The organism is Hydrogenimonas sp. (genome assembly GCF_029932565.1).
Taxonomy (GTDB): domain Bacteria; phylum Campylobacterota; class Campylobacteria; order Campylobacterales; family Hydrogenimonadaceae; genus Hydrogenimonas.
This window is the reverse complement of sequence record NZ_JAOZPV010000041.1, coordinates 1,752-15,892: the sequence shown is the minus strand read 5'-3', so window position 1 is coordinate 15,892 and position 14,141 is coordinate 1,752. Positions and strand designations below refer to the sequence as shown.

General features: G+C 51.7%; 11 protein-coding genes. 7 read left to right on the top strand and 4 right to left on the bottom strand.

All coding sequences use genetic code 11. The features are described from left to right. Both nhaD and Q1K24_RS06170 read right to left on the bottom strand, forming a co-directional pair. Positions 1 to 1,271 (bottom strand): sodium:proton antiporter NhaD (nhaD, locus tag Q1K24_RS06175; RefSeq protein ID WP_300367543.1); only part of this gene is annotated, 1,271 nt, incomplete at its 3' end. 78 nt (positions 1,272 to 1,349) lie between these two features. Next, positions 1,350 to 2,807 (bottom strand): FAD-dependent oxidoreductase, encoded by a 1,458-nt coding sequence (locus Q1K24_RS06170; RefSeq protein ID WP_300367540.1) that lies wholly within the window; start codon positions 2,805 to 2,807, stop codon positions 1,350 to 1,352. Between the two features lie 94 nt (positions 2,808 to 2,901). Here Q1K24_RS06170 and Q1K24_RS06165 point away from each other — a divergent pair, with 94 nt between their 5' ends. The 7 genes from Q1K24_RS06165 to Q1K24_RS06135 all read left to right on the top strand — a co-directional run bounded on the left by Q1K24_RS06165 (position 2,902) and on the right by Q1K24_RS06135 (position 11,417). After that, on the top strand, positions 2,902 to 3,348 hold the full coding sequence (locus tag Q1K24_RS06165) for a hypothetical protein (protein WP_300367537.1): 447 nt from the start codon (positions 2,902 to 2,904) through the stop codon (positions 3,346 to 3,348). Continuing rightward, positions 3,345 to 5,192 carry an excinuclease ABC subunit UvrC gene (gene uvrC, locus Q1K24_RS06160; RefSeq protein ID WP_300367534.1) on the top strand — a complete coding sequence of 616 codons (1,848 nt, stop codon included), beginning with the start codon at positions 3,345 to 3,347 and terminating at the stop codon, positions 5,190 to 5,192. Before Q1K24_RS06165 ends, uvrC begins: the two co-directional genes overlap by 4 nt. 117 nt (positions 5,193 to 5,309) lie before the next feature. Continuing rightward, positions 5,310 to 5,726: a PAS domain S-box protein gene (locus tag Q1K24_RS06155; RefSeq protein WP_300367531.1), complete on the top strand. Its 417-nt coding sequence runs from the start codon at positions 5,310 to 5,312 to the stop codon at positions 5,724 to 5,726. A gap of 2 nt (positions 5,727 to 5,728) precedes the next feature. After that, a complete protein-coding gene (locus Q1K24_RS06150) occupies positions 5,729 to 7,447 on the top strand; it encodes an Hpt domain-containing protein (RefSeq protein WP_300367528.1) in 1,719 nt (572 codons plus the stop codon). Next, a complete protein-coding gene (locus tag Q1K24_RS06145; RefSeq protein ID WP_300367525.1) occupies positions 7,444 to 7,845 on the top strand; it encodes a hypothetical protein in 402 nt (133 codons plus the stop codon). The genes Q1K24_RS06150 and Q1K24_RS06145 overlap by 4 nt, the downstream gene beginning before the upstream one ends. 13 nt (positions 7,846 to 7,858) lie before the next feature. Continuing rightward, on the top strand, positions 7,859 to 11,038 hold the full coding sequence (locus Q1K24_RS06140) for a nitrate- and nitrite sensing domain-containing protein (protein WP_300367523.1): 3,180 nt from the start codon (positions 7,859 to 7,861) through the stop codon (positions 11,036 to 11,038). 4 nt (positions 11,039 to 11,042) lie between these two features. Next, the gene (locus Q1K24_RS06135; RefSeq protein ID WP_300367520.1) at positions 11,043 to 11,417 is read left to right on the top strand and encodes a response regulator; all 375 of its coding nucleotides are present in this window, start codon (positions 11,043 to 11,045) and stop codon (positions 11,415 to 11,417) included. Between the two features lie 51 nt (positions 11,418 to 11,468). Here Q1K24_RS06135 and lon read toward each other — a convergent pair whose 3' ends face one another. Both lon and Q1K24_RS06125 read right to left on the bottom strand, forming a co-directional pair. Further along, a complete protein-coding gene (lon, locus tag Q1K24_RS06130) occupies positions 11,469 to 13,898 on the bottom strand; it encodes an endopeptidase La (RefSeq protein WP_300367518.1) in 2,430 nt (809 codons plus the stop codon). Further along, positions 13,888 to 14,141: hypothetical protein (locus Q1K24_RS06125; protein WP_300367515.1), on the bottom strand; the 254-nt coding region annotated here is incomplete at its 5' end. The genes Q1K24_RS06125 and lon, both read right to left, overlap by 11 nt.

Genomic DNA, 14,141 nt, shown 5'->3' with positions numbered 1-14,141 from the left:
ACCATTGCGACTATGTAGCCCACCAGCACCGTCCACGCCATTTTCATATGGGAACCGAATGTGTATATGCCGCGGAGCCGTCCCATCACGCCGACACCCGCGGCGGAGCCGAAGCTGATCAGGCTGCCGCCGATACCGGCGGTCAATGTCACCAGCAGCCACTGATCCAAGCCCATCTCCGGGCTCGCTTTCAAAATGGCGCTCATGACCGGCACGTTGTCGATAATGGCAGAGATGAAACCGACGCTGATGTTGGCCGCCGTGGCGCCGATAAGGCCGTAGAGATCGTGGATGTACTCCAGATACCCCAGGAAGTGGAGTGCGCCGACAGCGGAGAGGATACCGAAGAAGAAGAGGAGCGTATCGTTTTCGACCTTCTTCATGTTGACGAAGACGTCGTACCCTTCAGCATTCTCGCTCATCTGCAGTTTGTAGGAGTGAAGTTTGAGAATCGAGAGGCCAAACATCATGCCCCACATCGCCGGAAAGTGGAAAAACTGATGCCCCAGTACCGCGACGAAGATCGTGAACGCGCCCAGCCAGATGACCGTCTTGGCCCCATCTTTGAGCTGGGGAATCTCCTCCGTCTCAACGTTGAATGCGGGCATGCCATCCGGCACGTAGCGGCTCAACAGCCATCCGGTAACCAGCCAGCTGGCGACGGAGGGGATAAAAAGGGTCAGGAAATCTATGAACTCGCCCTTGCCGGCCGTCCATGCCATCAAGGTTGTGATGTCGCCGAAGGGGCTCCAGGCACCCCCCGCGTTGGCGGCGACGACGATATTGATGGCGCCGGGAACCAGAAACTCGGTTTTGGTCTTGTCGATCGTGAAGAGTACGGTCGATAGGATCAGCGCCGTCGTAAGATTGTCGGCCACCGGAGAGAGGAAAAAGGCGATGAGGCCAGTCAGCCAAAAAAGCTTTTTATAGCTATACCCTCTGGAGACCAGCTTGTATTTGAGCACGTCGAAAACCCTCCGCTCGATCAATGTTTCGATGAAAGTCATCGCCACGAAGAGAAAGAAGAAGATTTCGGCGATCTCGAGGATCAGTTTGCCCATCTCTTCGTGCAGCGGTTCGGGATCGATGCCATTGGTGGCGAAATAGATCCCGATCATCATGAACATCATGGTACCGGCGAAGAGTGCCGGCTTTGCCTTGTTGATCTCGTACCTCTCTTCCGTCGCCACGAAATAGTAGGCGACGACGAAGATCAGAAAATCGATGATGCCGACCCAGGTAGTCGTTAGATGAAAGGTCGCTTCATGCATGGTTTTCCTTTATGTAGTGGAGTGTATTTGAGTTGTTTTTTTAAGAACCCATCTCAAATGTCTGGTTATATATCGGTGTTATTCGTTGATTATGTAGTGGGCCCCGACCGATTCGTGGCGTTGAAGTGCCGATTCGATGATTTTCCTGGCCGTTTTGAGGCGTAGTCCGAGCAGCCGTCCGATTGTCAGATGCTGTACATCGTCGACGAAGTCGAGGGCACGTTCGAGCCCCGAACGGGTTCGGACGATGCCCACCTCCTGCCACATCGTCCGGCGGAGGCGCTGTTTCAAAATGGTGTCGTCCTTTTCCACAAGATTGCCCTTGAATTCGGCGAATGGCGGTTTATGGCTCCAGCGGAACCCTTTGTCGATCAGGTGCAGGGCGGCACGACGGCCAAAGACCAGCCCTTCCAGAAGCGAATTGCTGGCGAGCCGGTTCGCACCGTGCACTCCGGTGCTTGCCGCTTCGCCGATGACATAGAGGTTTTCGAGTCCGGGCACCACCCCGTCCAGATCGCAGACGATCCCGCCGATCGCATAGTGGAAGGCCGGGGAGATGGGCACCCAGTCCTTCGGGAGTTTGAAACCGACCGAAGCGAGGGATTTTTTGATATTCGGGAAGCGATGGGCGAAAAACTCTTCATCGAACATGTCCATCTTAAGGTAGACTTTGCTCCCTTTTCGTTTTTGATAATCGAAAATGGCACGGCTGACGATATCGCGGGGGGCCAGCTCGCCCCGTTCGTCGTAATCGAAGAGGAAACGGCGTCCCTCTTCATCGACGACTTCCGCTCCTTCACCCCGCAGCGCTTCGGTCAGGAGCTGTTTTCTCGCCCATGGATTGTCGACGTAGACGGTGGGGTGAAACTGCATCATCTCCATCATATCCAGGCGAATCCCGCGCTCGAGACAGATACCGTGCAGATCGGAGCTGATGGTGCGGGAGTTGGTATGGTAGGCGTAGAGGCTCCCCACACCGCCGCTTGCGATGACGATGGCGTCGGCATAGAGCTCTTTGATCTCTTCGTTAATTAATGCACGGACACCGTAGACGGTGTCACCCGAACGCAGCAGATCGAAGACGCGTACATTGTAGACAAGCGGATGGGGATTTTTCTGCATCAGAAACTGATGGAGGTAGCGTCCTGTCGCATCGCCGCCCGCATGCAGGATGCGCGACCGGCTGTGGGCCGCCTCTTTGGTATAGAGAAGATTGCCCTTTTCATCGCAGTCGAAGTCGAAGCCACGGCGTATCAGATCGGGGATGATGTCGAGACTCTCTTCGACCATTACCCGAACCGCCTCTTCATTGCAAAGGCCGGCTCCGGCATTTAACGTATCGGCAATGTGCAGTGCCACATCTTCCTCATCCACCGCGGCGGCGACACCGCCCTGGGCATAAAAGGTATTGCACTCCCAGGGAATATCCTTGCAGAGAATCAGCGCGTTTTTCTCTTTCGGGATATGGAGTGCCGCATAGAGTCCGGCGATCCCGGCACCGAGAATGATGATGTCGTATTTACAGTTGGTTCTCATGGCTGCTGTCCTGCTGTTTTTCATCCGGATAGTAGGGCGGCGCTTTGTGTCCGCAGCCGGCAAACCCCGCAAGGAGTGATGCTATAATTATAATATGAAAAAGATTGATACGGTTCTTACCCATCTCGTTGCACACCCCATCTATGCGAAGCTGCATCAGCAGGAGTGCTTCCGGCTGATCAAAGAAGCACTTCCCGCACCGTTGCAGCGCGGCATTCTTTTTATCTATGTCAAAAACCGGACCCTCTTTTTCGCAGTGAAACATCCGGCTTTCAAAATGGAGTTTGATTATAAGCTCTCTTTAATTAAGAACCTATTAACCACACTTCCGCCCCTGAAAGAGGCATGTGCCGAACATAACATCGAGCATGTCAAAACCTTCGTTTCGAAATTTGCCCCGAAGCCGAAACCCGCATCGGAGACGGTGCCGCACTACCGGGAGCGCGCAGAGGGCACATTTGCGGTCAAAACGGACGACGATGCGCTCAAAGCGGCCTTCGAAGCACTCAAAGAGACGATCGGGGACAATCTGGACCGATGACCGAAACCCTGAAGAACCTGCCCGACAAACCGGGTGTCTACCAGTACTTCGACAAAGAGGATCGCCTGTTGTATGTCGGAAAAGCCAAAAGTCTGAAAAAACGGGTCAGGAGCTATTTCCGTTTTTCGCCACAACTCGCACCGGCACCCAATCTATCCCCGAGAATCTATCAGATGATCGCCCAGGCTGTCCGCATCGAAACGATCGTCACCTCGTCGGAAAGCGATGCACTGCTGCTCGAAAACTCCCTTATCAAGCAGCTCAAACCCAAATACAACATCCTTCTGCGCGACGACAAGACCTACCCCTATATCTACATCGACCGGAGCAAGCCTTTTCCGCGGTTCGAGCTGACCAGAAAAATCGTCAAAGGGAAGCGGGTGAAATATTTCGGCCCGTTTCCCCATGGTGCCAGGGCGATCCTCGATTCCCTCTACGAGCTGGTCCCCCTTGTACAGAAACGGGGGTCTCTGAAGGGGAAAAAAGCGTGTCTTTTTTACCAGATCGGCCGCTGCAAGGCCCCATGCGAAGGCAGGATCGACGAGGAAGGCTACGCCAGGCTCGTCGACGAAGCCCTGAGCTATATCCACAACAAGCAGAAGATCAAAAAGGCGCTGCAGAAACGGATGGATTTTTATGCCGAATCGCTCCGGTTCGAGGAGGCGGCGCAGATACGGGACCGAATCGAAGCGATCGACAAGATCGAAGAGTTCTCCAGCGCCGACCTCGCGAAACTCGAGGATCTCGATATTTTCACCGTCGGTTTCGACGAAGATGGCGGTGTGCTGGTGCGCCTCTTCATGCGGGAGGGGAAGATTGTCGCATCGAGCCATACCTGGCTGAACCTGCACGACGACTCGGATCTTGGAGAGGTCTACCGGCGAAGTATCCTGGAGTTCTACACGACCGAGACACCCTTTACCGCCACCGCCATCCTGACGGCCCACCCCTTCGAGGAGCAGGAGGATCTCGCGAAGCTTCTCGCTACACGGATCGGCAAAACCGTTTCGATCGTCACCCCCCAACGCGGCGGCAAGAAGCGGCTCGTCGAACTGGGAAAGCAGAATGCCGCGGAGCTTCTAAGACAGCGGAAGAGTCGTCCGAAACCCCAGATTGGCGAACAGGTTCGCAACCTGCTTGGACTCTCCAACATTCCGGAGCGGATAGAGATTTTCGACAACTCCCATCTTGCGGGCAGGGCACCCGTGGGAGCGATGGTCGTCTACGACCAGGGAGACTGGGACAAATCGGCCTACCGCCACTACAATCTCGGATCCCGGGACGAGTATCACCAGATGAAGGAGATGCTGAACCAGCGCATCGCATCGTTCGAAAAGTCGCCGCCACCGGATCTCTGGGTTATCGACGGAGGGGAGACGCTGCGGCAGCTGGCGACAACCCTGCTGAAACAGCATCGCATCAACCTGCCGGTCGTCGGTATCGCCAAGGAGAAGATCGACGCGAAAGCCCATCGCGCCAAGGGATCGGCCAAAGATCTCCTCTATACCGATGAAGGCGAACTTCGCCTGATGCCGAGCGACCCCAGGCTGCAGTGGTTTCAGCGACTGCGCGACGAAGCACACCGTTTCGCGATCGCGTTTCACAAGAAGCAGCGTCTCAGAGAGGATAAAAAGATTTCTCTGCTGGAAGCCAGGGGGATCGGCCCGGCCAAAGTCAAGCGTCTTATCGACTATTTCGGTTCGTTCGAGGCGGTCAAACATGCCGATATCGATACACTGACCCATGTACTTAATAAAAACGATGCTTGGTCGATTATTGAATATCTCCATGGACCCGTCGGGAATGAGCCAACTCACAAAGAGGAAGTCCAGGAAGATAAGTAGCGATTGTAGTTCATTGTGTTATGATTTTTCATAGATCACAGTCCAAATCGAAATAATGTATTCGGATGGTCTGATCCCGAGAACGATGCAGAAAAAACTACGATTACTGGAGCATGAATGAATCGTCCCATCCCGATAGATGAAGAGTATACATTTGCAGACGGTGTCATCATCAGCGAAGCCGATCTGAATGGAATTATCACCTTTGCCAATCGGAAATTTGTCGAAATTTCCGGCTATTCGAAAGAGGAGCTGATCGGCAAGCCTCACAGCCTGATCAGGCACCCGGATATGCCAAAAGCGGCATTTAAACAGATGTGGGATACCATTCAAAACGATAAGGAATGGCAGGGACTTGTTAAAAATCTTCGCAAAGATGGCCGATATTATTGGTTAGAGACATATGTCAAACCGATTTTCAAGGGCGGTGTCAAAGTCGGATATATCGCGGCCAGACATCCTGCAAAACGGATCGATGTCATCTCGATAATGAACACCTATGCGCAGATGTTGGAAGATGAGAAAAAAGGATAACCGTGTTAATTTACAAAAATGACGGGAAACTGCACTGTGTATCCAAAAAGGCTCTCAAGCTTGCCGGATACAACGATATCGCAGAGTTTCTGGACAGCCATAACGATTTCAGCGAACTCTTTGTCAAAAAACCTGGATATATCTACAATTTCGAAAACTTCTCGTGGCTCAGTTTTCTGAGAAACGCCAACCCGGAACAGAAGCGCGTTCTGATCAACACCCGCGACAATGCGACATATGAATGCACACTCGAACTCGAACTTCTTTTTCCTATCGACATCGAAGAGGAGACACCGGAGTACTACTATCAGATCGAATTTAAAAATCTGAAACTCGCTGAAGGTTCGGCTGCCGGAGACTACTTCGAAGCGCCGACGGAAAGCGCGGTCTTTAACGATGCCGATCTCGACCACGAGATGATCGACAAAGCCTATGAAACGTACGAAGGCACACCGGAACCCGAAACGGAAACATCGGTCGAGAGTATCACGTTTGGCGAAACGGAAGAGGAGAGACCGCTCTTCGCCGAAGAAGAGGAAAAAACGGAAAAGATCGTCGACTTCTCCACAGTGGAGGAGACACCGGTCGCAGTCGAAACATCTGCCAGACCGACAGATGAACCGCTCGATCTGGTCGACTTTGCATTCGGCGACGAAGAGAGTGAAGCAACGGAAGAAAAAGAGGAAGCGGAGACGGCACCTTCGCTTGACGAAGCGTTCAAAGCACTGGAAGAGCAGCCGGAAATCGAACTGAAACCAGAGGAAACTGCCGCAACCGAAGAGATCGGGACAGAGGCGGGCCAACCGGTCAATGAAGAATTGCCCGAAATTGCCATCGAAGAGACCGCTGCAATGTCTGCGGAACCCATGGATGCTGCCTCCGAAGCAGCTGCACCGCAATCGGAAACAAACATTTCATCGCTCGAGATGCCGGATATTCGCACAGTGTCCGGTACACTCGGACTCCCGGAAACGATGGTCAAAGCGTTCGTCAAAGAGTTTGTCGACACCTATTTCGCCGACATCCACGAAGTGAAGATGGCCATGCAGAGCAACCATCTCCACATTGTCAAAAAAGAGGCGATGAAACTCAAGGGAATCGCATCGAATCTGATGATGGATCCCCTTGCCCAGACACTCGAAGAGATTCTGGCCGAAGAGGAGGATGAACGCATCATCGCACTCTGGAACGAAATCGATACCTACATCCACCAACTGGCGGAACTCTACGCACCGGCAACGAAGGAACCCGAAGAAAAAAGCGCTCTGTTAGCGGAGACAACCGAAACAGCCGAAGCAGAGGTCGAAGAGAAACCGGCAGTTACGGCGGCAGAGAGCGGAGAGAGCGAAACAGCTGTCAACACCCTGGTGCTAGAGGAAATCGACAAAGGCGAAACCATTGAGTTCGATCCCAACGAAGCGGCCAATGCGCTGGGACTTCCGGAATCTCTTATCGTCGAATTTGTCAATGACTTTGTCGAACAGGCGAGAGAAGAAAAAGTCAATTTTGAAACGGCGTTTGGAAACGAAGAGATCACCACGATCAACGAAGTCGCCCACAAACTCAAAGGTGTGGCAGCCAATCTTCGTATCGAAGACATGCGTGCACTGATGGAAGAGGTGCAGCACGCCCAGACACTTGAAGCGGCCGAAAAACCTCTGCGAGCCTTCTACTCAAAATTGGCGGCATTAAGCAAAACAATGGCAAAGGAATTCGCGTGAAAAACAGATTTCTGCTAATACTTCTCCTGGTACCGTTGCTGGGCTTCGCCAGCTACTTTTCCGACGGTATGCGTGCATACAAACAGGGGAACTTCAAAGAGGCAAAAAAATTATTCGAAATGGCTGTTGAAGAAGAGGGAGCATCACAGGCGGAGTTTTTTCTCGGCCTGCTCTATCTGAAAGGCAAAGGAACCGACCGTAACATACCGGCAGCCAAACGGTTTCTCAACAAGGCGGTTGAAATGGGTAACGCACGTGCCAAGTGCTATCTGGGCGAGGCCTATCTTCTTCAAAAAAATCCGGACAAGAAGGGTGCAATGAAACTTCTGAAAGAAGGCAGAGGCGCCGGAGCCGACGAGTGCAGTGCCATCGCTGCCAAATATAAAATTCCACTATGAACCGAGGTGACGCATGCAAGTAGGTATACGCAGTAAACTTAAACTTATTTCACTCCTACCCATCCTTCTGCTGTTGGGGTTTGCGAGTTATTTTCTCTATCAATCGACGACGAACTATATCAAAGGCCAGACATTCAATGAAAAGATGGCGTACAGCACCATCGTAAACGACCTGGCAACGCAATTGGCAAAAGAGCGCGGCATGACGTCGATCTACATCGCTTCCAATGGCAAAAAGATCAAAGATTCACTGGGCAACCAGCGAAAGGCGGTCGACAAGCAGGTGGAGATCTTCAAGCAGTACCTCACGCTGCATCCGGAGATCAAAGCGAAAAAACTGGTAACGATGCTCCTTGGTCTTTTGAATCAGAAGCGCCAGCAGATCGATGCCCTGCAGATCGATTTTGACCAGGCGTTTTTCAAGTACTATTCCGTCCTGATCAAAGCGCTGCTCGACGAGATCGATCAAGTCACGGCACTGGGTCCAGACAACGAGATTACAAACGAAGCGAAAGCGTTTATCAGTTTTGCAAAGGCGAAAGAGGCAAGCGGTATCGAACGCGGATTCATGTCCTACATCCTGACCCGCTATACCAAGATGAGTGATGAGGAGCTCCGCAAATGGATCCATTATATCGGGCAGGCCGATACGTTCGAATTCGGCTTTATCAACGACATGGAGCTCAAACAGCGGATCAAGACGATTCTCGAAAATGAAGACTCAAAAGAGATATTCGACGAACTGGCACAGGCACGTACCGAAATTCTCCACTCGATCAACGACGGATACTATACAATCGACCCGACACTCTGGTTCAACCTCAATACCGAAAAGATCTCCATTCTGGTCAATGCCCAGAAAGTCATCATGAAAGAGATGAACAACAAAGCGGCGGAAACACTGCAGGAGCAGATGTATATCGCTGTCGCCTCGGGCGCCCTGTGGATCATCTCTATCATCCTTGCCATCATCGGCTTCATCGTAAGCCGCGAGATCACGCAGAATATCAAAAACCTCGAAACAATTCTGCAGAACGTCGCCGAATCGACCAACCAGAAGATGGATATCAACCTCGATACGCCGGAGGGAACGGCAAAAGCGTATGCACTGCTGCAGGCGATCATCGAAGAGACACGCCGCGAACAGCAGCGTGCCGAAGAGGCGAGCGAAGCGAAATCGCTCTTCCTCGCCAACATGAGTCACGAAATCCGTACACCGTTGAACGGTATTGTCGGCTTTACGGAACTGCTTAAAAACACGGAACTCAAAGGCGAGCAGAAAGAGTTCGTCAGCATTATCGAGAAAAGTTCGGAAAACCTTCTGGAAATCATCAACAACATTCTCGACCTCTCGAAAATCGAAAGCAACAAAGTCGAAATCGAAAATATCGTCTTCAACCCGATCGAAGAGTTCGAGAGTGCCATCGAAATCTATGCCGTCAAAGCTGCGGAAAAACATGTCAACCTCGCATGCTTTATCGATCCGCGCCTGAATCAGCCGATCAAAGGCGATCCGACAAAGATCAAAGAGATTCTGATCAACCTGATGAGCAACGCCGTCAAGTTCACGAACCAGGGCGGTTCGATCAATGTCGAAGTCAGAAAAGTCCATGCGAGCGAACCGGACAGGTGCGCCATCAGCTTCAGTGTCGAAGACACGGGTATCGGTATCTCTCCGGACAAAAAGGCACACATTTTCGAAGCCTTCTCGCAAGCCGATACGAGTGTCACACGAAAATTCGGCGGTACCGGCCTGGGTCTGACCATTTCGGCCCGGTATGCGGAACTGATGGGCGGCAAACTCGATCTCGAAAGCGAACTGGGCAAAGGCACCCGATTCTTCTTTACGCTCGAATTCGAAGAGCTCCCGCAGATGAACGAAGACCTGCGCGACCAGTTCACCGAAGTGCTCGTCGCCTTCTTCACGTCGCCTTCACAGAGCAAAAAGCAGGATGAATACATCAAGGAGTATATGGATTACTTCGGTGCGAAACTGATACCGTTCGGCACCCCGGAAGAGTTGATCAAACTCGCAACGGAGAAGAAGACCCAGTCGGCACTGATCGATGCAGACTACGCTTCCGACAACGATCTGCGCAAAATGGGGAAAACCCCGCTGCACTGCAACGTCATTATCAAATCGACCCAGCAGAAGCGCATCGAGGCACTGAAGCTCCATTGCGAAAAGATCATCTATGAACCGGTCAATGTCACGAAGATCATCTCGCTGCTGAAAGCGGCAACATCGGAAGTCGTCAAAGAGGTAAGGCGGCCGCTTCTGGATATCGACCATATCGGTTTCAATGCGAAAGCACTCGTAGCCGAAGACAATACGATCAACCAGAAGCTGATCAAGCGGACACTGGAAGATCTCGGATTGACCGTCGAACTGGCAGACAATGGTCTCGAAGCGTTCGAGAAGAGACGAAGCGGCGATTATGACATTATTTTCATGGATATCTCGATGCCGGTTATGGACGGGGTCGAATCGACACACGAAATTCTCGACTATGAAGAGGATGAGAACATCCCGCACATTCCGATCGTGGCACTGACCGCCAACGCCCTGAAAGGTGACAGGGAGAGATTTCTGGCGGAGGGGCTCGACGAGTATACGACCAAACCGCTGATCCGCGAAGAGATCGTCTCGATCCTCAAAAAGTTCCTTGGTGACAAGATGTTCACAAAAGAGGCTGCCGCCCAGACTGCATCTCCAAGTGCTCAAAAGGCGGAAAAAGCTGCGGCTGCAGCTACAAGCGGTGAGGTAGCGGTCAGCTTCGACGAAGTGAGTGAAGAGACCGAGCCGGCCAAAGAGACCGAAAAACCGAAATCGAATGCCGATACGATTCTGGTCTTGAAAAAAAGTCCGTTAGAGGGTAAAATTTTCGCCAATCTTTTGCACCAGCTGGGCTACAAAGTCGATGTCGCCGAAAATCCGAAAGAGCTGGCAGACAAGCTGAACGAGAATGTCGCCGTCGTCTTTGTTGACAAAGAGACAGAGAGTCTCGCGCTGGAGCCGTTGCAGGGTGAAATCAAAATGAGCGCACCACAGGCTGCATTGATCCTGATGACCGATCCGTCAACAAAAGTGGACGAAAAAGAGCGCAAACTCTGCGATGAAGTGATTATCAACCTGGTCAATCGCGATCTGATACGCCTGATTATCGAAAAATTTATGAAAAACGAAGGATAAGTGAATGAGTGGAATCAAAGTATTGGTTGTCGACGATGATATGATCAACAGAAAATTGATGGCAGCCATGCTCAAAAAACACCCAAATATCGGTGAAATCATCGAAGCATCCGATGGGCAGGAAGCGATTACGCTTTTGAGGGACTTCCCTGACATCGATATGGTGCTTCTCGATATCATCATGCCGATCATGGATGGTATCGCCGTTTTGCAGATCATGAATTCCGATCCGAAACTTCAGAAGATACCTGTCATCGTACTGACGACCGACGAGTCGAAAAAGACGGAGGCACTCAACAGCGGAGCCAACGATTTTATCGCCAAGCCGGTCCGTGAAAACGACATTATGGCAAAAATCGAGCGTCTAACTTCACTCTAAAATCCATCTAAAGAGAGGGGGATCGAAACCCGACTCCTCTTCTCTTCTTTTTTAACTTTTCATTCCGATCAACGCCTCTTTCAGGACCTCTTCGATCCGTTTGACCGGCACAATCTCCAATGCATCTTTGACGACATCGGGAATGTCATCCAGATCACGCTTGTAGTTTTTCTCGGGTATCAACACTTTTTTCATCTTCGCCTTGTACGCCGCAATCAGTTTCTCTTTGAGTCCGCCGATCGGCAATACCTTGCCCGTCAGAGTCAACTCACCTGTCATCGCGACATCCGGATGCACCTTGTATTCGCCGAAGATCGAGGCGATCGCCGTCGCCATCGTGATACCCGCACTCGGTCCGTCTTTGGGTGTCGCACCTTCGGGAATGTGGATATGGAGATCGTACCGTTTGTAGACCTCGCTCGGCTCGACTTTGAGCCTTTCGTCACGCTCTTTGGCACTCTTTGGAATAATACGGTCGTCGATGGGAAGTTTTCCCTGGTCGATCAGTGTTTTGACGACACTCAGTGCGATACGTGCCGACTCTTTCATCACATCACCAAGACTTCCTGTCAGCTGTAGGCCGCCCTTCCCTTTTATTTTTATGGTTTCGATTTTCAGGACATCTCCGCCGACAGCCGTCCATGCGAGCCCGTTGACAATGCCGACCATCGGCACGTTGTCGGTCTCGTCGATCTCGAAGATCGGTTTGTCGAGAAACTCCTGAAGATTTTTCACCGTTACCGACACTTTGTCGATAGAAGGATCGCTCAAAATCATCTTGGCCGCTTTTCGAATCATGTCGGCAAGACGCCGGCGCAGGTTTCGCACACCCGCCTCGCGCGTATAGTTTTCGATCACCATCTCCAATGCCGCTTTCGTAATTGAAAACTCTCTCTTTTTGAGGGCATGCTTGCGGAGCTCCTGCGGAATCAGATAACGCTTGGCGATCTCATACTTCTCCTGCGGCGTGTAACTGCTCAGGAATATGAACTCCATGCGGTCGCGAAGCGGGCCGGGAATCGATCCCACATCGTTCGCCGTCGCAATGAAGATGACCTGGCTCAAATCGATGTTGAAGTTGAGATAGTAGTCCCGAAACGCATTGTTCTGCTCCGGATCGAGAATCTCCAGCAGCACCGATGTCGGGTCGCCCCGCATGCTTCGGCCCACTTTGTCGATTTCGTCGAGCACCATGACCGGATTCATCTCCTGTGCATCGATAAGCCCCTGGACAATACGACCCGGCATCGCACCGATATAGGTACGGCGGTGTCCGCGCAGTTCGTTGACATCCTCGAGACCGCCAAGGGCGATGCGCACGAGTTTACGCTTCAGCGCCTGGGAAATGGAGTTGGCCAGCGATGTCTTTCCGATACCGGGAGGACCTGCGAAGCAGAGAATCGCCCCCTTGATCTCTCTATCGGCCACACCGCGCAGTTCTGCCAGTTCGCGAACCGAAAAGTATTCGACGATCCGCTCTTTCGGTTTTTTGAGTCCGTAATGGTCTTTGTCGAGCTGTTTCTGGACATCGTCGATTTTCAGGTGCTTCTTCGCCAGCTTGCCGAAAGGAATCTCGAGAACCCAGTCGAGCCATCCCTGGATCATATTGGCATCGGCGGAATCGGGATGCATTCTCGCGAACCGTTCGATCTGCTTTTTGACCTCTTTGAAGGCATCCTCGTTCATATAGGGCTTTTTGGCCTCGAGTTTCTTGTAATACTCCTCGATCTCCTCTTCCCGCTGCGTGTCGGTCCCGAGCTCCTGCTGGATCTGCTTGAGCTGCTCTTTGAGGAAATACTCTTTGTTGACCTGCTCGATGCGGTTGTGGACTTTGGAGCGAATCTCTTTCTGAAGCTTGCTCGCCTCGATCTCGGCACTGATGATGTCAATGAGAAGCAGAAGCCGCTGCTCCACATCCTCTTCGATGAAGAGTTCGTACGCTTCCGGCTTTTTGATCTTGATTGTACTCGAAATCAGATCGGCGATCCGGTTGGGCTCGTGATTCTCTTCGATCGTTCGGATCAGATCGGGCGGAAACTGGTTCGAAACCTGGGAGAGCTGCCGCAGCTTTTCGCGAAGCACCTCCATCAGTGCATCGAGTTTCAGCTCGCTGTAGGGTTTGGAGTGAATCACATCCACCTTCGCGATCAGCGGAGAGCTGTTGATCTCCTCGATGATGCGTCCCCTTGCCAGCCCCTGGAACAGAACTTTGATACGCCCGTCGGGAAGTGTCACCTTCCGCATGATCGAACCGATGACACCGGCATTGTAGATCGCATCGAAACTGCGTTCACCCTCATACCCCGGTTTGGTCGGGCAGACCATAACGAGCGAATTGGTTTCAACCGCCTCGACAGCCGCCTGGACATTCTTTTCGTCACTTAGGAAAATGGGTGAAATCATAAATGGATAGAGAAAAAGATCATCCTCTACGATGACCGGAATATCTGCTGGGAATGCACTGTAATCGCTAAGCTGCATTCAACCCCCTTTTCAAATTAAAAGTTAAAAACCAATAGTTAAAAGTTTTGGAAAGGCCGCAAAGCGGCTTTGTTTTATGTTTATATAAGGTTTTGTAGAATTTGTCAAGTATTAAGAGTAAAAAACTACCCACCAAGTGAAGTGTCTCACTACCTACTACCCACTGCTGGTTATTCGAGCAGGAAAAACCTACTCGAATAACCAACCAAACCACCCTCTCGACGGCGGTTCGATATCGTCCAG

What these genes read in the sequence shown, in the direction of transcription:
- Q1K24_RS06165 (WP_300367537.1), top strand. Translation starts at nt 2,902, where the DNA reads ATGAAAAAGATTGATACGGTTCTTACCCATCTCGTTGCACACCCCATC.
- Q1K24_RS06170 (WP_300367540.1), bottom strand. Translation starts at nt 2,807, where the DNA reads ATGAGAACCAACTGTAAATACGACATCATCATTCTCGGTGCCGGGATC.
- Q1K24_RS06155 (WP_300367531.1), top strand. Translation starts at nt 5,310, where the DNA reads ATGAATCGTCCCATCCCGATAGATGAAGAGTATACATTTGCAGACGGT.
- lon (WP_300367518.1), bottom strand. Translation starts at nt 13,898, where the DNA reads ATGCAGCTTAGCGATTACAGTGCATTCCCAGCAGATATTCCGGTCATC.
- Q1K24_RS06135 (WP_300367520.1), top strand. Translation starts at nt 11,043, where the DNA reads ATGAGTGGAATCAAAGTATTGGTTGTCGACGATGATATGATCAACAGA.
- uvrC (WP_300367534.1), top strand. Translation starts at nt 3,345, where the DNA reads ATGACCGAAACCCTGAAGAACCTGCCCGACAAACCGGGTGTCTACCAG.
- Q1K24_RS06140 (WP_300367523.1), top strand. Translation starts at nt 7,859, where the DNA reads ATGCAAGTAGGTATACGCAGTAAACTTAAACTTATTTCACTCCTACCC.